This is a genomic window from Trichocoleus sp. FACHB-46 (assembly GCF_014695385.1).
Classification (GTDB): Bacteria; Cyanobacteriota; Cyanobacteriia; order FACHB-46; family FACHB-46; genus Trichocoleus.
Map to the genome: position 1 here is coordinate 40132 of NZ_JACJOD010000030.1, position 23904 is coordinate 64035.

22 protein-coding genes and 1 tRNA gene are annotated in these 23904 nt (G+C 49.1%); 11 read left to right on the forward strand and 12 right to left on the reverse strand.

Features of this window, described 5'->3' with window-relative positions:
• Window positions 1-97 precede the first annotated feature (97 nt).
• Window positions 98-526 carry an FHA domain-containing protein gene (locus H6F72_RS16740; protein WP_190437940.1) on the forward strand — a complete coding sequence of 143 codons (429 nt, stop codon included), beginning with the start codon at window positions 98-100 and terminating at the stop codon, window positions 524-526.
• Between the two features lie 78 nt (window positions 527-604).
• Here H6F72_RS16740 and H6F72_RS16745 read toward each other — a convergent pair whose 3' ends face one another.
• Complete coding sequence (locus H6F72_RS16745) at window positions 605-952, reverse strand: hypothetical protein (RefSeq protein ID WP_190437942.1); 348 nt, start codon at window positions 950-952, stop codon at window positions 605-607.
• A gap of 432 nt (window positions 953-1384) precedes the next feature.
• Here H6F72_RS16745 and tmk point away from each other — a divergent pair, with 432 nt between their 5' ends.
• Together tmk and H6F72_RS16755 are read left to right on the forward strand one after the other, a co-directional pair.
• Window positions 1385-2065 (forward strand): dTMP kinase, encoded by a 681-nt coding sequence (tmk, locus tag H6F72_RS16750; RefSeq protein ID WP_190437944.1) that lies wholly within the window; start codon window positions 1385-1387, stop codon window positions 2063-2065.
• Window positions 2038-2991 (forward strand): DNA polymerase III subunit delta', encoded by a 954-nt coding sequence (locus tag H6F72_RS16755; RefSeq protein ID WP_190437946.1) that lies wholly within the window; start codon window positions 2038-2040, stop codon window positions 2989-2991. The genes tmk and H6F72_RS16755 overlap by 28 nt, the downstream gene beginning before the upstream one ends.
• Before the next feature lie 55 nt (window positions 2992-3046).
• On the opposite strand, the gene H6F72_RS16760 is transcribed toward H6F72_RS16755, so the two are convergent.
• Both H6F72_RS16760 and H6F72_RS16765 read right to left on the reverse strand, forming a co-directional pair.
• Window positions 3047-3751 carry a hypothetical protein gene (locus H6F72_RS16760; protein WP_190437948.1) on the reverse strand — a complete coding sequence of 235 codons (705 nt, stop codon included), beginning with the start codon at window positions 3749-3751 and terminating at the stop codon, window positions 3047-3049.
• A gap of 11 nt (window positions 3752-3762) precedes the next feature.
• Entirely contained in the window at window positions 3763-4926 is a 1164-nt protein-coding gene (locus H6F72_RS16765) for a quinone-dependent dihydroorotate dehydrogenase (protein ID WP_370527515.1), read from the reverse strand.
• Window positions 4927-5316: 390 nt separating this feature from the next.
• On the opposite strand from H6F72_RS16765, the gene H6F72_RS16770 reads away from it, so the two are divergent.
• The gene (locus H6F72_RS16770) at window positions 5317-8142 is read left to right on the forward strand and encodes a GAF domain-containing sensor histidine kinase (protein ID WP_190437951.1); all 2826 of its coding nucleotides are present in this window, start codon (window positions 5317-5319) and stop codon (window positions 8140-8142) included.
• Window positions 8143-8239: 97 nt separating this feature from the next.
• Here the strand turns inward: H6F72_RS16770 and secA are convergent, their stop codons facing one another.
• Both secA and H6F72_RS16780 read right to left on the reverse strand, forming a co-directional pair.
• Window positions 8240-11032, reverse strand: a complete 2793-nt coding sequence (gene secA / locus H6F72_RS16775; protein WP_190437953.1) for a preprotein translocase subunit SecA — start codon at window positions 11030-11032, stop codon at window positions 8240-8242.
• 308 nt (window positions 11033-11340) lie between these two features.
• Window positions 11341-11973, reverse strand: coding sequence for a diheme cytochrome C (locus tag H6F72_RS16780; protein WP_190437956.1), 633 nt, complete (start codon window positions 11971-11973; stop codon window positions 11341-11343).
• Window positions 11974-12485: 512 nt separating this feature from the next.
• Here H6F72_RS16780 and H6F72_RS16785 point away from each other — a divergent pair.
• Window positions 12486-12950, forward strand: coding sequence for a GNAT family N-acetyltransferase (locus H6F72_RS16785; protein WP_190437959.1), 465 nt, complete (start codon window positions 12486-12488; stop codon window positions 12948-12950).
• Window positions 12951-12987: 37 nt separating this feature from the next.
• Here H6F72_RS16785 and H6F72_RS16790 read toward each other — a convergent pair whose 3' ends face one another.
• Genes H6F72_RS16790 through H6F72_RS16805 form a run of 4 tightly spaced genes read right to left on the reverse strand, consistent with a single transcriptional unit; the run spans window position 12988 to window position 16267 of the window.
• Window positions 12988-13821: a sensor histidine kinase gene (locus tag H6F72_RS16790; RefSeq protein WP_190437961.1), complete on the reverse strand. Its 834-nt coding sequence runs from the start codon at window positions 13819-13821 to the stop codon at window positions 12988-12990.
• A gap of 21 nt (window positions 13822-13842) precedes the next feature.
• Window positions 13843-14472, reverse strand: coding sequence for an L-threonylcarbamoyladenylate synthase (locus H6F72_RS16795; RefSeq protein ID WP_190437963.1), 630 nt, complete (start codon window positions 14470-14472; stop codon window positions 13843-13845).
• 47 nt (window positions 14473-14519) lie between these two features.
• Complete coding sequence (prmC, locus tag H6F72_RS16800) at window positions 14520-15437, reverse strand: peptide chain release factor N(5)-glutamine methyltransferase (protein ID WP_190437965.1); 918 nt, start codon at window positions 15435-15437, stop codon at window positions 14520-14522.
• A gap of 50 nt (window positions 15438-15487) precedes the next feature.
• Complete coding sequence (locus tag H6F72_RS16805) at window positions 15488-16267, reverse strand: Tic22 family protein (protein WP_190437967.1); 780 nt, start codon at window positions 16265-16267, stop codon at window positions 15488-15490.
• Window positions 16268-16886: 619 nt separating this feature from the next.
• On the opposite strand from H6F72_RS16805, the gene H6F72_RS16810 reads away from it, so the two are divergent.
• A complete protein-coding gene (locus tag H6F72_RS16810; RefSeq protein WP_190437969.1) occupies window positions 16887-18227 on the forward strand; it encodes an ABC transporter substrate-binding protein in 1341 nt (446 codons plus the stop codon).
• Between the two features lie 55 nt (window positions 18228-18282).
• On the opposite strand, the gene H6F72_RS16815 is transcribed toward H6F72_RS16810, so the two are convergent.
• A tRNA-Pro gene (locus tag H6F72_RS16815) sits at window positions 18283-18356 on the reverse strand.
• A 144-nt stretch (window positions 18357-18500) separates the two neighbouring features.
• Window positions 18501-19076, reverse strand: coding sequence for a GNAT family N-acetyltransferase (locus tag H6F72_RS16820; RefSeq protein ID WP_190437971.1), 576 nt, complete (start codon window positions 19074-19076; stop codon window positions 18501-18503).
• Window positions 19077-19328: 252 nt separating this feature from the next.
• On the opposite strand from H6F72_RS16820, the gene H6F72_RS16825 reads away from it, so the two are divergent.
• Both H6F72_RS16825 and H6F72_RS16830 read left to right on the forward strand, forming a co-directional pair.
• Window positions 19329-20042 (forward strand): hypothetical protein, encoded by a 714-nt coding sequence (locus tag H6F72_RS16825; protein ID WP_242016986.1) that lies wholly within the window; start codon window positions 19329-19331, stop codon window positions 20040-20042.
• 110 nt (window positions 20043-20152) lie between these two features.
• The gene (locus tag H6F72_RS16830; RefSeq protein ID WP_190437976.1) at window positions 20153-21085 is read left to right on the forward strand and encodes an alpha/beta fold hydrolase; all 933 of its coding nucleotides are present in this window, start codon (window positions 20153-20155) and stop codon (window positions 21083-21085) included.
• A gap of 11 nt (window positions 21086-21096) precedes the next feature.
• On the opposite strand, the gene tsaD is transcribed toward H6F72_RS16830, so the two are convergent.
• A complete protein-coding gene (gene tsaD, locus H6F72_RS16835) occupies window positions 21097-22158 on the reverse strand; it encodes a tRNA (adenosine(37)-N6)-threonylcarbamoyltransferase complex transferase subunit TsaD (protein WP_190437978.1) in 1062 nt (353 codons plus the stop codon).
• Between the two features lie 167 nt (window positions 22159-22325).
• Here tsaD and H6F72_RS16840 point away from each other — a divergent pair, with 167 nt between their 5' ends.
• The 3 genes from H6F72_RS16840 (at window position 22326) to H6F72_RS16850 (ending at window position 23865) form a co-directional block, all read left to right on the forward strand.
• Entirely contained in the window at window positions 22326-22874 is a 549-nt protein-coding gene (locus H6F72_RS16840; protein WP_190437980.1) for a Photosystem I reaction center subunit III, read from the forward strand.
• A 95-nt stretch (window positions 22875-22969) separates the two neighbouring features.
• Window positions 22970-23095, forward strand: coding sequence for a Photosystem I reaction center subunit IX (locus tag H6F72_RS16845; RefSeq protein ID WP_190437982.1), 126 nt, complete (start codon window positions 22970-22972; stop codon window positions 23093-23095).
• Between the two features lie 248 nt (window positions 23096-23343).
• On the forward strand, window positions 23344-23865 hold the full coding sequence (locus tag H6F72_RS16850) for a photosystem I reaction center subunit XI (RefSeq protein WP_190437983.1): 522 nt from the start codon (window positions 23344-23346) through the stop codon (window positions 23863-23865).
• The last annotated feature ends 39 nt before the right edge of the window (window positions 23866-23904 follow it).

Sequence of the window (23904 nt, forward strand, 5' to 3'; positions counted from 1 at the left end):
TATTACGACTCAATTAGGTCGATAATTAGGGAAAATAGGCTAGGATACAGGCACAATCCTGACTTATTCACTTGTTCACGGCACCACTTACTTGGCAATGGCACCAGAACCGCCCCAAAATCATTTATTAATTATTGATGACGACAAAGGCCGCCGAGAGTTTGTTCTTAATAATCCCATTTATTCAATTGGTCGAGATGCTAAGTGTGACATTCGCTTGATTTCGCAGTTTGTCTCTCGTCGTCATGCCACTTTGGTGCAGCTACCCCATGAAGATGGCACTTATTATTATCGAGTGGTGGATGGCAACCTTAAAGGTAAACCGAGCGCCAATGGCCTCTTAATTAATGGTCGTAAGCTACAAGCTCATGATTTGCGAAATGAAGATGAGATCGTATTTGGGCCACAAGTCAAAGCCGTCTATTACTTACTGAAGCAAGACGGGATGTCAACTGTGCCCCCCGATGAGTTTGACATTACACTGATTAGTCCGGGCATGATCGGTGAACCAGAAGAGCTGACTTAGAGCTGAGTCTAAGTCTTAATGGACGTTGTAATGGACTAATCAGAGCATCTAATTTGGGGCTAGCCGCTCTAAGAAAAGTTACCCAGCAACGGCTTCAATTAACTGCCAATGCCGATTTTCCGCTACAGCTCGGCTGACAAGCTCATACATTTGGTGGCAGTGATTGTCGAGATGCAAGGGTAGTTCTTCGTTCTTGATTACAAAATTCAGGCGAATTTCTCGCTCGGCAGCGACCGACTTATCAATTAGAACTTCTACCGTCACTAATTTAGAGAAGGAGACATGACCAGGGACTTCACGAGCCATCATGTAATCCCCAGTGTCATAAATGATGTCGAGATTGCAGGATTCCAGAATCTCAATCAGCAGATGCTGGAGATTGTTAACAGGAACTTCAACGGTAAACAGACAAGTATAGCGAGCCATAGGCAACCCCAGGCGTGGCAGTTTTAAGACCTTCTTATCATAACGTTCGCTAAGCATGGCTAAGTCATACTTAGGTTAGTAGCTATAACAAGACTCAAGCATAAAGGCCAATCGTACGATTCAGATTTCAGGCTGCGTAAAAGCGAGAAGCTTTGTAATGAGCCCAAATTTGAATTGGTTTGGCCTTTACCAGCTTCTAGCATACCAGCCTCCGATCCGGACAGAATGGTTCTAATTCAGAAAGTCGAGGTTAGGCGAAGCAACATCAAATCAATTTTTTCTGATGGAATGATCTTGCGTGTGCTGTCGGTCCCCAATTTCTGTTAGAGTGCGTCGGGGCAAGGGTCAATGAATCAATTCGTGGAGTGGTCCTGCTAATAACACTTCGAGCGGAATCTGGGTGCGGAGTCAGGAGTCGTTCAATAGCAGCTTATGCAAGGTCGATTGATTGTTTTTGAAGGAGTTGAAGGCAGTGGAAAAACCACTCAAATGCTGCGATCGCAAGCATGGCTACTGGAGAATCAATGTTTCCAGTCACTCAAAGAAGATTTAGCTCCACCCATACTAGTAACGCGGGAGCCAGGAGGGACAGAGCTGGGATTAGAGTTGCGGCAGTTATTACTGGGCTATCAAGGTCAAGAAGCAATCCAAAATCGAGCCGAGTTGCTGCTGTATGCCGCCGATCGCGCTCAGCATGTAGATGGTTATTTAAAGCCGCAGTTAGCTCGAGGAGCCGTGATCTTATGCGATCGCTATACCGACTCTACGATCGCGTATCAAGGGTACGGGCGGGGGTTGGATTTAGCTTTAATTGACCAACTCAACCAAGCTGCAACGGGTGGACTGGAAAGTGATTTGACTTTATGGTTGGATGTGGATGCCGAACTAGGCTTGGCTCGGATGCGACAGCGAGGTAAAGCCGACCGGATTGAGCAAGCTGATTTAGCCTTTCATCAGCGGGTGCAGCAGGGGTTTCAGGCTTTACATCAGCAGTACCCAGAGCGGATTGTTCGCATTGATGCTAGTCAGAGTGAACAGAGAGTCGCCCACCAGATTCAACAAGTTCTCAGTCAGCGCTTAACGCAATGGTATCAACCGCTTTTGCACCCCTAATTGGACAATCGCAGGCTATAGAATTGCTGCATCAAGCGGTGCTCCAGCAGCGAGTCGCTCCTGCTTACTTGTTTTCAGGCCCTTCGGGTGTGGGGCGCAGCTTAGCGGCTCGGTGTTTTCTGGAGTCGTTGTTAGCGCTAGATGTACTCCCCGCTAAAAAACAAGGCTTGCAAAATCGGCTACAACAAGGGAATCATCCTGATTTACTGTGGGTGCAGCCAACTTATCTGCATCAGGGAAAATTGTTGTCAGCAGCGGAAGCAGCCGCAGCAGGGCTGAAACGCAAAGCCCCTCCGCAAATTCGCCTTGATCAAGTGCGACAACTCGCTCAGTTTTTGGGGCGTCCACCGATGGAATCGGCTCGCTCGGTTGTGGTGATTGAGCAGGCAGAAACGATGGCAGAAGCAGCGGCAAATGGCTTGCTGAAAACGCTAGAAGAACCAGGACCAGCAACGCTGATTTTAATTGCGCCGGGAGCCGAAGCGCTATTGCCCACATTGGTTTCTCGTTGCCAGCGGATTCCCTTTTATCGGCTGAGCCCGGAAGCACTAGGGCAAGTATTAAAACAGGCGGGCCATGCCGAGATTTTGCAGCATCCAGAATTATTGGAGATTGCCCAAGGAAGTCCTGGAGAAGCGATCGCCAGTTGGCAGCAGTTGCAAGCGATTCCTCCAGACCTGCTAGCCACCCTGACTCAACCCCTGCGCGCAGCACGTGAAGCTTTAGAGTTGGCTCGGCGTTTGGACAAAGCCTTAGATACAGAGGCGCAACTCTGGTTGATAGACTATTTGCAACATGCGCTTTGGCGATCGCGGCGGCAACCCCAACTGTTACAACATTTAGAGAAAGCTCGTCAAGCTCTCCTCAGTTATGCTCAGCCTCGCTTGGTTTGGGAGGTAACTCTAATGGCGATCGCGCAAGCGTAAGATTGAGTCGATGTAAAAGTTTGCCTAAAAAAATACAGGGAGCTAACTAAGTTTTTTAGCTTGCAGGTTGAAGTAATAGATGACGCTGCTTCAGTAGAAATAAAACCAAGCCTTGCAACGCAATACTCTCTCCTAATAGTTCTGAGGACTCTTCCACTGTATTTTTTAGAGTTGAGAAAGTGGCGCGATCGCCCCACCCCATGTGCCAAAGTAGCGGCTGTAAGATTTGATGGTTAAAAATTTCAGTACCGAGACCTCCAACTATAAACAAAGCAATGCCTAGGCAAATCATTAATGCCCCTTGAGGGTAAAAACGCCAAAGCTTGGTGAGATCGCGAAAGCCAACAGTAACAATGAGTAACTGGATGAATAAGTAAAAAAGTATCCAGGCTCCTCCCCCTCCGGGAAGGCTCGACATCCAGTTGGGAAGCTGTAACAGATGATGAAATTTGAATAGCTTGTCTGTTGAGAGATACAGAAATCCTGCTCCCATTGTTAGCAGGAGATAGCGAGAGGAGCGCTGAAATAAGCAATATTTCCAAAGAGCCGAGGTGACTAAAAAGCAGCCGATCAAAAATAGCTTAATAGCGGCATAGACGACCGGAATCGTAAATTTTTGCTCAAAGCTAAATAAAGGTAGTGCCTGATTCTGAAGCAGACTACTAACCAGGTAAATTAAGGTGAAACCAACATCTGCCGTTGCTAAGTAAAGTAAGAGCGAATAGCGGTGACTAGCGATCGCTTTAGGTAGAAACGGCATTTTTCACACCTCTAGGTTTCTTGTCCGACTGCATCTGCTAGAGTGGCTAGTCCGTGTTGCTCTAGCTTTTGCCCCAACCCTGTCAAAATTCGTCGTACCATCCACGGACCTTCATAAATCCAGCCTGTGTAAACCTGCACCAGACTGGCTCCGGCGGTAATTTTCTCCCAAGCATCCTCTGCGGTAAAAATGCCCCCCACCCCAATGATGGGCAACTGACCTTGAGTTTGCTGATAGATAAAGCGAATCACTTCTGTAGAGCGTTGCTTGACTGGAGCACCACTAATGCCGCCTGCTTCGTCTTGCACTGATTTACCTGTAGCTTCCAGCACTTCTGTCTTGAGGCCATCCCGGCGGATGGTGGTGTTGGTGGCAATGATCCCAGCTAAGTGATGTTTTTGTGCCAAAGCGATCACATCCGCGATCGCCTCCCATTCCAGGTCAGGCGCAATCTTGATCAACATCGGCTTTTGTCGCTGGTTTTCTTGCTGCAAAGCTGCCAAAATCGGTTCTAGTTGTTCGGTAGCCTGGAGCGATCGCAAGCCTGGAGTATTTGGGGAGCTGACATTAACCACAAAATAGTCGCCCCAATCCTTGAGCAACCGGAAACTGCCCAAATAGTCTGCGGCTGCTTCCTCCAAGGGCGTAATTTTAGACTTGCCCAGATTGATGCCAATAGGAATTTTGAGCTGAGAAGCGCCTGGCCTTTCTGTTTGTCGCTGACTTCTCGCCTTAAACATTGCCGCCATCGCCGCTGCGCCTTGGTTATTGAAACCCATCCGGTTTAAGGCCGCCTGATCTAGAGGTAGGCGAAACAAACGCGGCTGAGGATTTCCAGGCTGAGCCTGAAACGTCACAGTGCCAACTTCGGCAAACCCAAAACCCAAACTAGGCCAAACGCCGGCGGCCACACCATCTTTATCAAAACCGGCGGCCAACCCAACAGGATTAGGGAAGCTTAATCCCCACAGCGATCGCTCTAGTCGAGAATCTGAGAAGCCACAAGATTGCAGCAATCGAGCTTGAACCCAACTAGCAGGTGGACGGTTGCCCGTATGGTCTAGCCAATCCAGAAGTTGAAGCGCTTGCCGATGCAACTGTTCCGGATCTGCTTTCAGTCCAGAGAAAAGAAGGGGACGTAAACCAACTTGATAGATGTCCAATTTTGGGTGCAATTGTCAGGGATCGAACGACAAAAATAAATAGGGACGAGTAAAATTGCCAGCTTAGGAGCGAACGCAAACACTCATTAATATTATGGGCATCCTAGATATTACAGGCTCTCTTGAATAACTGGTTGAGTAGATCTATGAGGAAAAGGGGCATCACCAGATAGAATTTTGAGAGCTTGAGAAAATAGTTCTTTTTGTTGTCTACCAACTGGCTCGTTGTCAGCCATCGATCTTATCGACAATGGGTTGACTATCCATCGCAACCTGATAAATGAGTTAGAAATATGGTGATCCAGGCTGCAAGTACCCTTTTAGGTCTAAAGGTGCCTAGGATCTCTCTTCCCATCCTTTGTGCAAAAAGCATAAGCTGCCCGGAACCGGAGTCCAAATAACATGGGTCAGCAGAAAGAGCCGACAACCTACGAAAAACAATTAGTTGCTTTAGGTCGTGTCCTCCAGACCCTGAGGGAAGAGGAAAGCGTCGATGTTTTAATTGAAACCACACTCAATTATCTACAAGATGAATTCGACTATAGCTTGATTTGGATTGGGCTTTACGATCGCCTAGAGCATCGTCTGTTTGGTAAAGGCGGTGTCATGCCCAATGGCGACAGTTCGTTTCTACGGCAACGCTTCGTGCTGTCTCCTGGCGATCTTTTGGAGCAGGTGGTAATTCAGCAGCGTCCCGTCGGCGTACCAGATTTGCGAGAAGAAACAAGGGCTGGAGAGTGGCGGAAGGCGGCTCAGAAATTCAATATTCAAGGCACGATGCTCTTTCCGATTCGCTACAAAGATCGCTGCTTTGGCGTGTCTCTACTAGGGTCAACGCTTTGGGGGGTTTCTCCTCGCTCCGACGAGAAAGCGCGACTCTCAATGATTTTTGGCGGGTTGGCCGCAGCGCTTTATCAAATCGAAGCAGATTGGCAGCGACAGCAAACTAAGCGTCCAGAACAGCCATTGTTGACCCTCCTGTCTAAGTTGCGGCAGTTGCCAACTTTGGGACAACGCCTAGAAGCAATGGTGGAAGAAACCCATCAATTTATTGGCCCTTCGCGCACGAATATTTACTGGTTTGAACGCGAACGGCGCTATTTTTGGCGGCGAATCAGTAACCGTCAGAAGACAGCAGGATTTAGTGATGCGAATCAAATCGCTTCTGGCATCACGGTTCAAGAGATTAGTGGTTTTTATCAAGCCCTGGCAGCGGATCAACTGGTGTCGATTGGGGAAGCTCACAGCTCGCTCAAAGCCGATACAACGAGTCGATTGATGCAGCAAATCAAGGCGCGATCGCTCTTGGCAGCACCAATCCTATTCCAAAATGAGCTGATGGGTTTCCTCGCGGTAGAAGGCAATGAGGCTCGAATTTGGGAGGAGGAAGAAAAAAGTTATGTTCGAGGCGCAGCCCAACTAATTGCTTTGACGGCTCCTCTAGAAGAGATGGAGGAGATCATTCAGCAGACGCGGTTGGATCAAGCACTCACTGCTGAAATCACCCATGCCATCTACAGTGATGAAGATTGGAAGAGTACGCTCAAAAATTGTGCAGACAAGCTCTGCCAACGGTTGCGAGCGGAGCGCTTCCTAGTTTTGCTCTACGACAAGGACCAAGAGAAGTTTGAGATTTGCTACCAAAGTCAACCAGCGAATCGTCGGCCTGCAACCACACCGCTAAATATGCTGAACGATGTGGATTGGCAAATGCTGGAGCGCAGCACTGAGGCGGTGGGCATCGAGAACTTAGAAGAAGACTTAAAGCTGATGGCTTGGCAGGATGTCTTCCTGGAAATTGGCGTGCGATCGCTGCTTATGTGCAGTACTTCGATTGGTCATCCTTTAGAAGGTTTGGTGGTGATTTGCCATGAAGCAACTCGTACCTGGAGCCGTCCAGAGCGAGAGATTCTCCGCGTGGTGAGTCAACAAATTGGTTTGATCTTGCATCAATGGCAACTCCAGCGGCAAACCGAACAACAGCAGAAAATCTCTCAAACGATTCAGTGGGGCCTCACTACTATCCAGCAAACCTACCAACCAGACCGACTGGAGCGCTCGGCTTTACAACATATTGCTCAAATTCTTCAAGTACCTTTTGCCATGATGGTGACTTGGCTACCAGGGCGACGAGGCGGGCGGATTGTGGCTCCAGTGATGGCGAACAGTCAGTTCATGCTCAACACAGAAATAGTTGTGCCTGTGCAGACAGATACCCTGGTGCAGTGGGCGCTTCAAGCCGATGGGCTGTTGCCCTTGACGGTGGATGATCTGACCGCAGAAACGCGACAGTGGCTCTCTGGATCTGGAATCGGTCAAGTTCTAGTCATAGCACTCCGCACCGCCCCAGAGCATGAACCGACTGGAATCGTGATTGTTGCGGATGAGCGATCGCGGCATTGGCCAGAGCGGCATTTGAATGCTCTAGGTACCCTGGTCAGCCAGTTAGCCTGGTCACGCCGTAACTTGTTACTCACTGATAGCTTGAAAGCCCAGCGCGAAAGCTTGGAGCGACTGAACTGGTACAAACAGCGCCGCATTGAAGAACTGTATCGTTCGCTCAACTTGACACTTAAGCGCCTGAGCGAACTCTCGACGCAGAAAGATCCCTTGGTGGGCACTCGCTTGCAACAAAACCTCCGCCAGATGGGAGATGCCCTCAATACCGTCGGTCAACTGATTAAAGACGAACCGTGGCGGTTACGGGCCTATTACGAAACAGTGCCTCTGGCTACGCTGCTTAAGCGATCGCTAGAGCGGGTTGATTACTTAATCAAGCAACGCCAGCTTTGGTCGCAGGTACATAACAACGAAGGCAACCTCACGATCGCTGGAGATATCACCAAAATTGAGGCAATTTTGTATGAATTACTGGTGACGGCTTGCTATCGCTGTCAACCCAGTGGGCGCATTGATATCTGGTGCCGCACTCTAGAGGAGCGGTGGCTAGAGCTGTCAATTACCGATAATGGTGTGATTGAGCCAAGGTTGGTGGCAGAGTTACAAACTGGACGCTCCGTAGACCTTCTGGCTCCCTCAACACTCGATCAGCCCCCTGGCTTACATTTGCTGGTTTGCCAATCTTTGATTAAACAAATGGGGGGTGAATTCAACCTCTACAAGCTGGAGGATGGTCGCGTTTTGAGTCGTTTGGTCATTCCCCTTGCGGCTGCGACGCCCACAGATAAAACCTACGCTAACCGAGGCAATACCACTGGCTTCTTCTAAAACAGAATCCTCCAAGCAGCTCTAAAAGTTAAGGGACAGGTTTAGACACCTGTCCCTTAACTTTTAGTCCAGTGATGTAATGGTTTAACCCATTGCTTTAAACCATTTCGGTAGGTGCCTCGACCGCAGGTTGAACTTGCGGTTGGAATTGGAATAGAGAGTAAACCACGTTACGGCGAATATCGGTCATCATTTCCAGGAAGAGTTCATAGCCTTCGCTCTTGTACTCGATCAAGGGGTCTTTCTGACCGTAGCCGCGCAGTCCCACGGATTCCCGTAGTGCATCCATCTGCTGGAGGTGTTCCCGCCATAGGGTATCAATTTGCTGCAAGATAAAGAAGCGCTCTGCTTGCCGCATCAAACCGGGTTGAATTTGATCGACTTGGGCTTCTTTTAAATCGTAGGCAATCCGCACCTGTTCGTGGAGAAAAGTTTTGATTTCCCCAATATTTAGGTCAATCAACTGGTCAGGCTCTAGGTCAGACAATAGGTTGACGAACTCCTTCACCTTGCTCACCATGCTGCCAAGATCCCACTCTTCTGAAGGCAGGTCAGGGTTGACGTAAGCTTCCACAATGTCATCCATCGTGCGCTCGGCGTACTTAATCACCTGCTCTTTCAGGTCTTGCCCTTCGAGAACGCGGCGTCTTTCGGCATAGATAGCTCGACGTTGGTTGTTCATCACCTCGTCGTACTCAAAAACCTGCTTTCGAATGTCGTAGTAGTAGGTTTCGACTTTCTTCTGTGCTCCTTCTAGCGATCGCGTCAGAAGACCAGATTCAATCGGCATGTCTTCTTCGACGCGGAAGGCGTTCATCAAACCTGCCACGCGATCGCCACCAAAGATCCGCAGCAAGTTGTCTTGCAAGCTGAGGAAGAACTTGGTAGACCCAGGGTCACCTTGCCGTCCTGCCCGACCGCGCAATTGGTTGTCAATCCGGCGAGACTCGTGACGCTCTGTACCAATCACATGCAGACCGCCGAGACGAATCACTTCTTCATGTTCGCGTTCGGTGAATTGTTCGTACTCCTTGCGGATCAAGTTATATACTTCCCGCAGTCGCTGAATCGCTGGGTTGTCAGTGGGCGCTTTCTCAGACGCCACCGCAACCAGATCTTCGGCTTCTAGTTCTGGCAGCGATCGCTCCCCATACTGTTGCACCGCAAAGTCAACTGCTGCTCGCAGCTTTTGCTCGGATTCTTTCGACAGTTGAGTAGGGAAAATTTGAGGAGAAGCTTTCCAGGTTTTGACTTTCTTGCCTGGGACAAACCCTTGTCCACCCCCTCGGCTTTCACTTGCGCCTGCGACTCTGGTGACATCAAAAGTATCTTCATCCTCTGGCTGCACGATCCGAGGCATGAAGTACTCACGCACCTTCAGACGGGCCATGTAGTCCGCGTTACCACCCAGGATGATGTCTGTGCCTCGACCCGCCATGTTAGTGGCAATGGTCAGGGCTCCCTTGCGACCCGCCTGTGCGACAATTTCTGATTCTCGCTCGACGTTTTCTGGCTTTGCATTCAGGAGGTTATGGGGAATGCCTTGCTGATGCAACAGATGAGACAGTACTTCCGATTTTTCTACGCTGGTCGTACCCACCAGGATCGGGCGGCCCAACTGGTGGATTTCGGCACATTCAGCCGCAACCGCCTTCCACTTTGCTTCTTCAGTTTTGTAGACTACATCAGAGACGTCAGCCCGACCCGTTCTACGGTTGGTGGGAACGATCGTGACTTCGAGTTTGTAAATCTTTTCAAATTCCACTTCTTCCGTCTTGGCGGTGCCAGTCATGCCTGCCAGCTTGGGATAAAGCAAGAAGAAGTTTTGATAGGTAATTGTGGCGAGGGTCTGAGTTTCGGGCTGAATTTCGACGTGCTCTTTAGCTTCGATCGCTTGGTGCAAGCCGTCACTCCAGCGACGACCCATCATAATCCGTCCCGTAAACTCATCCACAATCACGATTTCGTCATCGCGGACGATGTAGTTTACATCTTTAATAAAGAGTTCTTTAGCTTTAATGGCATTGAAGATATAGTGCGCCCAAGGATCTTTGGGGTCAAATAAATCCTGAACCCCTAAGGCTTTTTCTGCTTCAATAAAGCCTTCGTCGCTTAATAGGACGTTGCGGGCTTTTTCATCCACTTCATAGTGGGTCTCTGTTTCCAACCGAGTGGCCACTTCAGCCGCCCGAATATATTTTTCACTGGGTCGCTCTACTTGACCCGAAATGATCAGGGGAGTACGAGCTTCATCGACTAGCACTGAGTCCACTTCGTCAATGACGCAATATTGGAATGGCCGCTGCACCACATCAACCATTGAGGTAGCCATGTTATCGCGCAGATAATCAAAGCCCAACTCACTGTTGGTGGCGTAGGTGATGTCGCAGTCGTAGTTGCGTTTCCGCTCGTTGGGGGTCATGGTCTGCTGAATCAGACCGACACTCAAGCCCAAGAAACGGTGTACCTGCCCCATCCACTCTGCGTCCCGACGAGCCAGGTAGTCGTTAACGGTGACGACGTGAACACCTCTACCCAGGAGAGCGTTTAGGTAAGCTGGCAATGTAGAAACCAGGGTCTTACCTTCCCCAGTTTTCATCTCGGCAATCTGGCCGTCGTGGAGAATCATGCCGCCCAAGAGCTGGACATCGAAGTGGCGCATCCCCAGCACACGCTTACCAGACTCTCGAACAACGGCGAAGGCTTCTGGTAGAAGGTCGTCAAGGGATTCCCCTTTTTCAACCCGCTGTTTAAACTCTGCTGTCTTACCACGCAACTCTTGGTCAGAGAGCCCTTGGATTTCTTCTTCGAGCAGGTTGATCTCGGTAATAATGGGTTGATATTTTTTGAGCTTGCGTGCGTTGGGATCGCCTAGCAGATTCTTAAGCATGGCAGGAGGGAGAGATATTTCCTTGAAAGCGCTTTGTTAACGAGATAAAAGTCCAATGTAACAAAGCTAGGTCTGGGAGTTTCAACCAACCTGTAAGTTAACGGCTGATTGAGTGAATAGAAGCAGCAGAACTATGCAGCTAAGCAACCGATGTGCTTATAGACTCAGATTGCCGACCCAAATCATTATTTATCGTATCATTTTGGCCCTGCCTGAGGCGGGATAGCATGGCGCGATCGCCGTCTGATTTGGTGGTAATCTCAACCCTTTATCAACTAGTCCGCGTTTAGAGATGATTTCCTAAGAAATTAGGGCGAATTTTCCCACTCTGGCGTCAGGCGGCGGAAGTTGAACTGGGCAGCAGCAGGGTGGCAACTGGCACAACTGGCCATCGTCAGCGATCGCGGCAACTGGACTCGTGGATGCAAAGCCTTGAAGTAGCGGGAGTCAGCGATGCGATAAGGTGTTTCTTCTTCTCGATCTTGAACTCTAGAAAAGGTACGTAAGTAGTCCCAAACCAAGAGACGGGGCGGGTCAACGAGGGGTTTAATCTGCTGGCCGTAGTGTTGGCGGTCTTGCAATATTTGGCGCCAAGTTTCTGTGGGCAGAACTGCGGGGGACAAGCCAATATGGCAGGTAGCGCAGTTTTCTAAATAGAGTTCTTGGCCGAGTTGGTATTTGGCGGGTACTGGGTCTACGGTGCCCACAGGAGTTGCGGCAGGCGTGAGCTTTTCAACGCTAGGGGTAAATTGAGCGAGTTGAGCCGCTTGGGGCGTTTCTGTTGCTTGGGCTAAACCCCATCCCAACGCCACGCTCCACAATAGAACTAACACCAAGAGAATCACGGGCGATCGCCTGCGGAGTCGTCGCTTGGAGTTTGGCTTCTCCTCCAGAGTGGGATGAGATTCTCTGGCATCGGTTGGTTGAGAAGGGCGGGACATGCTTATGAACTCACTACCAAGAACTTCAGGATGTTAACAGTTGTCGTGACGTTATCTTTAACTCACAGGTGCCTAGACTGCCTCATCCCAGAACCTCAATCAGAGTAATGTGGCGGGCTAGAGAGGGAAATGATTTCTACTATCGGTCTGAAAACTAACCTACCAAAAGGCCGGGGTGATTTCTACCGAGAGCTATAGATAGCTTAAGCAGAGCGATCGCTAAAATTAAATGCAAAACTTAATAAAGTGGTCGTCAAATTAGGGCCACCAAATTAGGGCCACCAAATTAGCGCAGCACGATTGGCTTGTCAGCATTTCTCCACGGAATTAGGAATCGCCCCGCATCAGATTGGGGAAATAGGCATTATCTTTTTGATTAAGCATTCGTGCTTAAGTCAGCAAGGTGTCTGCCTTGTTCAGCAGTCGTACCCAAGCAGCGGAGCCCACTACCGTTCTTGCAGGCGCTACAGAACCACTACTTATTTCCCTAAGGGAGAGGAAATTTAGTTGTGATGGATTGTCGTCATATTCAGTTTTGCCATCAGCGGTCTCGCATTGACTTGCAGCAACTCCAGGCATTGTTTCAAGCTGCAGCTTTCTGGGCCAAGGACCGACGGGTTGAAGAGCTAGAGATCGCGATCACCAACAGCGACCCCGTGATTAGTGTTTGGGACCAAAACCAGATGATTGGTTTTGCTCGTGCCACCTCTGATGGCATTTACCGCGCCACGATTTGGGATGTGGTGATTCATCCTGACTACCAGGGCGCAGGCTTGGGTCGGAAGTTGGTCGAAACTGTTTTAACTCATCCCCGGATGAATCGGGTGGAGCGGGTGTATTTGATGACGACCCATCAACAACAGTTTTACGAGCGGATTGGATTTCAACTCAATGCCAGCACCACAATGGTTTTGTGCAATCAACCCATGGAGCAACCACCCACTCCTGCAGTTGTAGAAATGCCTCAAACCTCGTAAGTGCTTGATCTCTGGATCTATATGCTCTAATGAGCACTTAGGCTAAATCAGTCTCTGGCATCACCAGGGGCATCAGGCATTGAATACGAGTAGATTCAGTCGCGTCTGTCGGATTTGCGTTGCTGTCTGGTTCACTGGGCAAAGCGATGATTTCCAAACGACCTTGCATGCGCTCAATCACGCTTTGGTGCATCAAGAGAGCAAGACCGGGTGACAAAGCTGCTGGGGTATTGGGCGCTGTTGGTAAAGCCTGAGTCGATAAAATTTGAGCAGGTTCACTCCAGAGGCTTGCAGCGTAAGGAGCCTCAATGCAAATCGTAACCTGCTCTGTTTCTGGTTGGACTGTGGCTGACAGCGAAATGGTGCCTTCAGGCGTTAAACGAATGGAAGTGTCCAGCAAACTCACTAATGTTTGCTGCAACCACTTGGGATCAGCCTGGACATAAATGTCTTCCTGAATTGGCAGGAGCTTCAAGCGAATATTGCGATCGCGTGCTTGCAAATGAGTCAGGTTGTAAACTTCTTGGAGGATTTGGCCTAGTTTTAGCGGCTGAAGCTGCATCTGCCGAGAGCCATGCTCTAATCGAGCCACATCCAAGATTAAGTCCAATAACTGCATCAGGTTTAGGGCAGACTGATTTGCTTGGCCAAGGAAGTCTCTTTCTTCTGCTGGGTCATCGCAGAGGTCAGACAGGATCAGTTGATGCATGCCAATCAAGCCGTTTAAGGGCGATCGCAGCTCATGGGAGACTCTAGCTAGAAACCCAGATTTAAACTGGTGCATCTCTACTGCCATTTGATAGGCCAGTCGCGTTTGCTCCAGCTCTTGTTGCAATGTTGAAATTGTTTGGCTACTCTCTTGGTTTGCCATCGACGTGCCCTGCTGACTGACTTAAAGTTCTAGCTTAACTGCTCCAGAGCGAAGAACTTGCCAGGTCGAATGACTCCACTTGATGACAGTGGAAGGGACACCAGAAGCTGATTCGCTCCAGTGGTTCGCGGCAGCCTCGCCCGTTGGGATTAGGTAGGCCAATTCCTCCGGTGAGAGCAGCAGCACTTCTGGAAACTGAGCGGCGATCGCAGTCATGGTTTCTAGAGGAGGCTGACCCGATAAATTAGCACTGGTTGTCGCTAAGGGACCTGTCTGGGCCAAAATCGCTTGGGCGACTGGATGGTTAGGTACTCGCAGGCCAATACTCGTCGAGTCCTGAGGATGGATGGCGCTGGGAACGCGATCGCTGGCAGGTAAAACGAGCGTTAAGGCTCCAGGCCAATATCGGGTGGCTACTTCTTGCCAAATTTGCTGCGCCTCTGCCTCACCCTCAACGAACGGCCATAAATCATTTGGTGCTGCCGCCATCAAAATTAGTGGCTTCTCTTGACTCCGTTGTTTAGCGGCAAAGATTAAATCAGCACGGTCTGGACGGACGGCTAAAGCGGGTACCGTATCGGTCGGAAAGCTAATCACGCGATCGCCCGCTTTGGCATGAGTTACTAAAGCGGTTAAGGAAACTTGAGGCATGTCGTGGAAGAGGAGCTACGAGGAACCCTGAATTACAACGAGTGGCATTAACGACGATGAGCTAAGACAAAGCGATCGATTCCTGCCAAGTCAGCATGAACTTGAATGCGATCGTAGTCGCCCTGCCTTTCTAATAATTCCACGACTTGCTCTGCCTGTCCTGCCATCATCTCGATTAGCCAAATTCCACCTGGCTTGAGATAAGTGGGGGCTGTTGCTACCAGATGGCGAATGCAGTCTAACCCATCCTCCCCGCCGTCTAAAGCCAAATGCGGTTCATGCCAAGCAACTTCTGGTTGCAGACTAGACACCATCGCACTAGGAATATAGGGAGGGTTTGACACCATACCCCGCAACTGACCTTCTAAGCCATTCAAAGGCTGAAACCAAGCACCCTGAAAGAACTGGATGCGATCGATCAATCCGAGCTCAGTTGCATTTTGTTGGGCCACAGCAATCGCGTCAGGACTGCAATCTACGGCATAGACTGTCGCTTTTGGAAACGCGGTTGCTAGACCAATTGCGATCGCACCGCTACCTGTGCCTAGGTCGGCCCAAACCTCTGGTGCCGAACTGCCAAGCTCAGGGCTAGAGGACTGGGCTGCAACAACTGCTAAGTCAATGATTAGTTCTGTCTCTGGCCGTGGAATTAGAACCGCTGGAGACACCGTTAAATTGAACTGTCGCCAAGGTGCCGTTCCAGCCAAATATTGAACTGGAACGCGAGCCTCAATCCGCTTCTGCCACAGTTTTGTGAGTTCTGATAAAGATAGCCGCAATTGAACTTGTGGCCAATGCTTGAAAGACTCTAGACGCAAGGTTAAGCGATCTAACCCAGCCAACTCTTGCAGCAGCCAGTCTACTTCGGCAGACGAAATTGCCGCAGCGGTAGCTGCGGCACAAGCTTCATCCCGCCATTGCCAAAGCTCCTGCCCTGAAACCGCCCAAGTCTTGGGGGAATACATGCTTGTCACGGAACAGTCACAATCGAGGGAAGGTTGTTGAGATTGAGGGGTTACTTAGCTTTGGGCCTAGCTTGACCCTGGGCGGGCTGGAGCGATCGCAGAAATTCAATCGACTCTTGCGGTGCCACAATAGCGATTTCTTCCAGTTCCTTGTTATTGCTATCTGTCAGAGTCTGGATCACACCTTCAAGGTTAACCACCTGAATATCCACGCTGGATGCTAGGTCAGGCTGCTGCTGCTTGAGGCGCTGCACCATATTTTGCAATTCCTCTTTTTTCAGGAACAGAGGAATAATCTGTTGATTACCCCGCTTCACAGTCAAATACCCTTTGTTTTTCCCGCCTCTAGCGATAAAGACAGGCACGCCATTAAAGCGCTCTACCTTTTGACCACTCTGCTTCAAGAGCGCAACGGCTGAGGCAACTTGCTGTTGAGTGGGTACAAAGGCAAAGTTGAGGCCATTAGGCTTATTTTTGTTGGCCAGACCCAATTCATAAACTTCTGCCAACGAAACGGGCATCACCTTCACATTCTTGGCTAGCTCAGGATTCTTGCTTTTCAGTCGGTCCAAAAAAGCTTGAGCATCTTGCTGGCTAACAAAAACCCCTGCGACAGGCGCATTCTTTTGACCATTCGCAGCATTGGGGGGAGAAGCAACTAGGGGTGCTCCCTGAGCGTCAGCGATCGTGAACACTGGAACTGCACGTAGTTTTTGTAGCACCTGCTCTTTAGGTAGGGCCAGAGCTTGCATGTTACCTGCAATAGAGGGGCCTAGTAATGCGCCTCCAACTAGACTCAAAACTGCACTCCAACGGACAAAAGACTTCATTAGTTGCTCCTGGAAAAAGATTGTAAAGGAGTTAATATTTACGCTTTTAAGTAGCGTTTGCGAGTGAAAAATCGAGATGCGGCTGATAGTTTGCTCACTTGCCAATTGTCATGAATTAGTTTGCTGGCTGTTCGCTAATTATGCAATTGCAAGTTCACTGAATCTAGGGTGTCTTTTATCACTGGCACCACCCAAATTTCAAGCTGGAGATCGGGCAAAGTTATCGTTTCTCAGTTAGCTTCACAGATTAGTTCTACACTAATTCACTCCATGAGAAGAAATGGTTGAACCGGAAGCATTGATGAATGATCCGCGTACTCCTAATGTCATTTACAGGTGACTTCGCCTTAGAGAAAATGGTTCCAGGGGAAGTAAGGAAACGGCTCTATCGATTCAATAAGCCTTTTTCTTGGTATGAGCCAGCAGACTTGTAGGATACTAACACAAACTGAGTTAGGTCTTTGCCTTGGTTAAACGCCTAACTTAGGTTCGTCAGTGTGATGTTTAATTAGTGCACACTTGGTTAAATACATAACTTTCGTTTAGTACTACTGTGCCGTTTGAATTGTAACTGTAGTTAGCAACTAAATTTTACCGACACAAACCTCAGATTAACCCTATGAATTTTATCTGGTTAAGCTTTGAGTGCTCCTATCGCAAGAAGTCTAAAGTTAAGCGGGTCGCAGATGAGATACGACATGGGGCTGTAAGCAGAATTGTACAAGCCCAATTTGCGATCGCTCTATTGCTGACTTTATCGAGTTGTCAGTCTCCCACTCAATCCAGCAACGGTCTGAAACTGGGCACGTTGCTACCAATTACAGGGGACTTGGCCCAGTATGGTTCACCTATGCAAGACAGTGCTCGGTTGCTGGTGAAGACGGTCAATAACTGTGGTGGAGTCTTAGGCCAGCCAGTAGAGCTGATCTCAGAAGATGACCAAACTGAACCTGCGGCTGGTGCTTCAGCCATGACTAAATTGGCCGAAGTCGATCGAGTAGCTGGTGTTGTGGGAGGCGCATCAAGTGCCGTTTCGAGTGCAGCAGTCGATATTGCTGTTCGGAATCAAGTGACACAAATCTCGCCTGCTAGCACGAGTCCTGTTTTCACAGAACGAGCTAAAAACGGTGACTTTCAGGGGTTTTGGTTTCGCACTGCCCCACCCGATACTTTTCAGGGGCAAGCCCTAGCAAAACTAGCGAAAGATCAAGGCTTTCAAACAGTGGCAATTTTGACCATTAATAATGACTACGGCAATGGCTTGGTGACATCTTTCATTCCAGCTTTTGAGGCGTTAGGCGGCAAAGTAGTGTCAGGCCAACCCACGCGCTATCCGCCTGATGCCGCTACATTTGAGTCGGAAGTGGGCGCTGCATTTAGTAGTAATCCAGATGCAGTCTTGTTGATTGCTTATCCAGAGACAGGCAGCCTCATCTTGAAATCCGCTTATCAGCAGGGGTTGTTGAACAAGAAGACGAAAGTGCTGGCGACCGATGGCCTGAAAGATGCCGCGATCGCTAATCTAGTCGGCAAAAATCAGGCAGGTAAATTTATTGCCAATGGATTGATTGGGACGGCTGCCAGCGCCGGAGGACCGGCGATCGTGGCGTTTCGTCAGCTCTACAACGCTGAGTACAAGCGCCAGCCTAGTGTGTATGATCCCAACACCTGGGATGCTACAGCTTTAATGGTTTTAGCCGCCGAATCCGCTAAGGCTGCCACAGGTTCTGCCCTTAAAGATAAGATTCGGGAAGTGGCAAGTGCACCGGGGCAAGAAGTTACCGATATTTGCCAAGCCTTAGAACTCGTCCGCCAAGGGAAAGATGTGAACTACCAAGGTGCTAGTGGCACACTAGAACTTGATGCCCAAGGCGATGTTGTCGGTAGCTACGATATCTGGACTATTCAAGAAAACGGCGAGTTAGCAGTTAAAGGTCAGCTCAGCGTTGGCGGCTCATAAAATGCCAAAAGCTCAGAGCCTGAAAGTTCTGAGCTTAAGTAAAAACTTGTTTGAATCGGGATGACAGGATTCGAACCTGCGACATCCTGCTCCCAAAGCAGGCGCGCTACCAAGCTGCGCTACATCCCGTTAATGTCACTTAGCTAGTATACCCTACTCTCAAGCATCCGTGAGTAAAAAATTTAGCTTTGCGTCAACAAACCTAGAAGCCAGGTAAGGACTGCTTTAGAGTTGGGGAATACTGTTAGGGAAAGTGCGAGGTGCTAACTTCGGTTAGTCGGGATACCAGAACATGCCCTTGATGCCTTCGGGGTCAGCCATAAAGCCCAAGTTCTGATAAAAGTTCACGACTTGGGGATCAGCGAATAGGGTAATGTTGCTGATATCCTCACTCCGCAATTTCTTAATCACGTGTTTCATCAGCGCCTTCCCGAATCCTTTACCCTGGAAGTCTGGATGAACCACAACGTCCCAAAGCGTGGCGTTAAAGGCATGATCAGAGGTGGCTCGGGCAAAGCCAATCAAGCGTCGCTGTACGCCTCGCTGCTCCCACATAGTAACGACGAGAAAGCTGTGCTGGATTGCTTTCTTGACCTTGCGTAGAGGTCGCCGCGACCAACCCACCGCATCGCACAGTTCCTCTAGTTCGTAGAGGTCAATGTCTCGATCGGTACTGAAGAAAATGCGAGAACTACTGCGGCTTCGTGCCGCTGAGCTACTTAAGCTAGGATCGCGTGGTGCCTCAGTGGGTAGGCTGTTTTCATCCTCAGCAATATATCCCTCAACAGCAGTGGGCTTAGAGCTGGGGGTAGTGTCAGAACCACTAAATAAACTTTTCCAGAAACCCATGTAGGCGTGGTTAAGGTAAGTAGGAGTTAGAAGACAGTACTAGCTAGTATATCTTCCGAACTTGATTCTCATCGTTGCACTTATTCATCAGATTGATCGAGTTATTGAGAAAATCATCTGAGGAAATAAAAGTTGAACAATGAAAATTTGTGAGAAATTGACCTAAGGTTGAGTTTTGCACCTTGGCGATCGCTCTCTCGTCCAGGCTTCCGTTGTAGCAAGTGAGTTGTACTCCCCGTTATGGCCTCGGGTTTGAAATCGTCCACACTAGAACTGCTGAAGCGCTTCAACCGAGCGTTTCCCCAGTTCTATGAGCAATTTGTCAGTAGCGAGATTCAGTTACAAAACCTGAGACTGGCTTACCAGCTTTATAAAACCAAGCAAGCGGTGATTGAACTGAAACCGGAAGGTAGTAAGAGCGCGCTACATTTTGCCTACCGTAATCAGTCTTTTTTGCTCAGCGATATTTTTGGGGTTTTGGCAGCTTACGGGCTAACTATTCATAGCCTCAGCTTGTATGGGCAGATTTATCCACCCATGCTGGTTTTCATCAAGCTGGTTGTATCCCGAGGCGGCAAGACTTTAACCGAGAAAACTGCGGAGAATGTCTGTCGGGCAGTGCGAGAGGCATTGGCAGGACGATTTGAAGTGGAAGAAATGCTGGCAGTAGAGTTTAATCTAGACGCTGGCTTAGAGCAGGTAGAGACGGAGTTTTATGTAGACCCGGTGTTCCACCTCCCAGCCTTGCTAATTGAGGCCGACAACCAACCTGGCTTGTTTTACAAAGTCATGTACGCTATTTGGCAAGAAGATTTGCTAGTGGTCAATGCCAATCTTTTGGTGTGGCGAGGCCGAACCCGGTTAATTTTGTACTTGCTCGGCCCTAACGAGAATTTGATTCCAGAGTATTTGGGGCAAAAAATTGCTGAGGGAGTCCGACAGCGGTTGTTAGGACGACGACACTAAACTCAGCTTAGAAAGCGGCTCGATGCCCAAGACCTGTTGCTGTAAGGTCGGCTGCAATGTGGCTGAGGCCCCTAGGGTGTTTCGGTTGAACTTCGGGCTAGGATAAAAGTATGACCAGCATTAACGTCCTAGGAGTTCCGCACGCCTACGATTTGACGGCGGCTACTGCATCTCCCTCTGTCCTTGTTTTTATTCACGGTTGGCTCCTGAGCCGTCGATATTGGCAACCGTTAATTGAGCGGTTGTCGCCAGATTATCAGTGCTTGTCCTATGATTTGCGTGGGTTTGGCGAGTCGCAATGTTCTAGCTCCTATCACCAGCGCGGTTTGTCTAGTGCGACTGCGGAGTTGATGGATAGCGCGATCGCCCCACCTAAAGCTTCAAGATATACCCCCGCTGCTTACGCTCAAGATCTAGCCGTTTTATTGAAGCAGCTCAACATCACGAATGCTTGGTTAGTCGGTCACTCCTTGGGCGGGAGTATTGCGCTCTGGGCAGGGCAGCAGTTGCCTGAAGCTGTGAAAGGTGTGATTTGCCTCAATGCAGGGGGTGGCATTTACCTCAAAGAGGAATTTGAACGGTTTCGCTCGGCAGGAGCCAAGATTTTAAGATTTCGGCCTCGCTGGTTTGCACAACTGCCATTGATTGATTTGCTGTTTAGTCGTGCCACTGTCGCTCGTCCGATTGAGCGGGTTTGGGGACGGCAGCGGGTGATTGATTTTGTCATGGCTAATCCTCAAGCCGCCTTGGGAGCATTGCTGGATTCCACTACCGAAGAGGAGGTGCATCATCTCCCTCATGTGGTGTCCCGTTTGCCACAGCCTGTTTATTTTATGGCTGGGGCGGAAGATACGGTGATGGAACCCAAGTATGTGCGGCACCTAGCCAGTTTTCACCCCACTTTTCGAGCCTGTGGCGATAATGTGATTGAGATTTCCAATTGTGGGCATATGGCGATGGTGGAGCAGCCTGATACGGTAGTAACTCAACTACGGGCGATCGTGGCTCGGCACGAAGTTCAAGAGCAAGTAACGCCACGCTGAGTGGTTAGGTATTAGAGAATTGCGGCAGGGTATTGATAGAGCTGCATGACGTTGGCGATCGCTAACCGAGACTGTGCCCCTAGCGTGAGGGACGAAGTATGACCGTGATTCAGGTGGTCAGCGGCAGCACACCCAATCATGGCTGCATTATCGGTGCAAAATTTGAGGGGTGGAAAAAGCACCCGAAAATTATGAGTTTGGGCAGCGGTTTGTAAGTGACGGCGTAGGCTGCTGTTGGCGGCAACTCCTCCCCCAATCGCGATCGTGGTGAGACCATAATCGCGGGCACAGGCGATCGCTCGTCGAGTCAGCGATCGCGCCACCGTTTCTTGAAAGCTGGCAGCGAGGTCGGCAACGGGTAAAGGTTGATTGCTTTCCTGTTGAAGCTTTTGGGTTAAGCGCAGCACGGCAGTTTTTAGGCCGCTGAAGCTGGAGTCGTAAGGATGATGACCACCTTCGGGCCGCGAAACATTGCCTTCGGGCAAGGGAAAGGCTTGAGGATTGCCTTGAGTGGCAAGGCGATCGATTGCTGGACCACCGGGATAACCCAAGTCGAGCAAACGAGCCACTTTGTCAAAGGCTTCTCCTGCGGCATCATCGCGAGTTTGGCCTAAAGTTTCGTAGTGGCCACAAGCTTTGACGTAAATCAGACTGGTATGCCCACCCGAAACCAGCAAACAGAGAAAAGGTGGCTCTAGCGCTGGCTCGGTGAGGTAAGAAGCGTAAATATGGCCCTCTAAGTGATGAATGCCAATAAAGGGCTTTTGATGCACTAGGGCCAAGGTTTTAGCGGCTGTAAGGCCGACGAGTAGAGCACCCACTAACCCAGGGGCACAAGTAGCGGCAATGCCATCAATCGCAGACCAATCGAGCGACGCTTCCTGAAACGCTTGAGCGATCGCTAGATTAATCATCTCTACATGATGACGGGAGGCAACTTCTGGTACAACGCCGCCATATTGTTGATGAATATCAATCTGAGAAGAAACAATACTACTTAAAACTTGACGATTTTTAACAATCGCGACCGCTGTTTCATCACAACTTGTTTCAAGTGCTAAAACCGTTGCCATTCGCTGGTAATTTTTTGAATGAATGAGCTACTTCTAGTAACTTAAAACTTTACTGGGTCTACTCGGAAGAGTATGATTGCTTCCAAGTTCAGCAAACTTTCCTGTACAAATAGCGTAATCTTTTTGTACAACAAACTTTGAGTTTTGTAACAAAAGGAAATGATTCCATGCAACGACTGTTTGCTTTAGTTCTCATTGTTTGCCTCTGGCTAGGCATGGCCCCCCCTGCCTCAGCAGATGTAGCTGGGTTAGTTCCCTGCGGTGAGACTCCTGCTTTTCAGCAACGTCTAAATAACACTGTGAGAAGCCAAGAGGCTCGCTTACAAAAATATGATCCCAACAGCGATTCTGCTGCAATTATCAAAGGCAGAATTGATCGGGCTCGGGAACGGTTTGCACGCTATGAAGGGATGCTTTGCGGCCCTGAAGGTCTGCCCCGTTTAATCACCGATGGTCGCCCTAGCCACTGGGGTGATTTCCAATATCCTGGGCTGCTTTTCTTGTATCTAGCTGGCTGGTTAGGTTGGTCTGGCCGTAGCTATATCAGGACTGTGAAAAAGAGCGAATATCCAGAATACAGCGAAATTCAAATCAATGTACCTCTGGCGATTCAATGCTTTATTGGTGGGTTGCTGTGGCCTTTGGCAGCAATAAAAGAATTGATCAGCGGAGAGCTAGTTGAAAAAGAGGAAAACATCCCTGTTTCTCCTCGTTAAAACAGTCCTCTAAACTCCATTGCAAGAGTTTAGGTGATTCTCTCTTCGTTTTCATTTTCGTAATTTCTCCTTTAGCTTGTTCTTAGGAGTTTGGTATGAACGATTTTGTCAAGTATCTGTCTAATGCTCCTGTGTTAGCAGTGTTGTTTGTGAGTGGTGCCCTGACAGCGTTTATTCTGATCAATAAAACGTTTCCAGACGGTCTTTTTCTGTCTCCTTAGGCTACACTAAGAATTTCTTTTTCCTAGAATTCTTACTTTGCTAAAGTTAGCCAGCCTTGGTTCTAGAAAGATCAAGGTTTTTAACTTGAGAAACTCGCGATCGCCCTTTTGAAATCGCGAGTTTCCTAGCCGAACCAATGGTGACCGAAGTGTAAAATTAATTTTTTTTAAGTGCACTTTGGTCCCAGGAGTGAGAATAAATTTCTCACCTAAAATAGGGCTACAACGTTATTAACTAAAAGAGCAATATGGTACCCGTAGACGCGATAGATAGATCAAAAGATCGCTTAGGCGATCCGAGAAACCGGGAAGTCGTTCGTCCAGCAGGCGGCGACCCTCAAACTGGTAATTTGGAAACCCCAATTAACGCCTCAGGTTTCACAGAAGCTTTCATTAATAACCTACCTGCTTATCGCCGTGGTCTTTCTCCATTACGGCGTGGTCTAGAAGTGGGGATGGCTCATGGTTACTGGCTCATTGGCCCCTTTGCCAAGCTAGGCCCCTTGAGAGATACAGATGTGGCAAACTTAGCTGGTTTGCTGTCCACAGTTGGCTTAGTTGTTATCTCAACTATTGCCCTATCCTTGTACGCAAACAGCTGCCCTCCTGATCCAACCAAAACCATTACTACTCCAAATCCTCCAGCGGCTTTGACTACCGCAGAAGGATGGAATGAGTATGCTAGTGGCTTCCTAATTGGTGGAATTGGCGGAGCAGCTTTTGCTTACGCCTTACTCGCCAATATCCAGCTGCTACAAAATCTGTTCTAGTAATTCTTGACCAGAATCTAGAATTATTTCTGAGGCAGT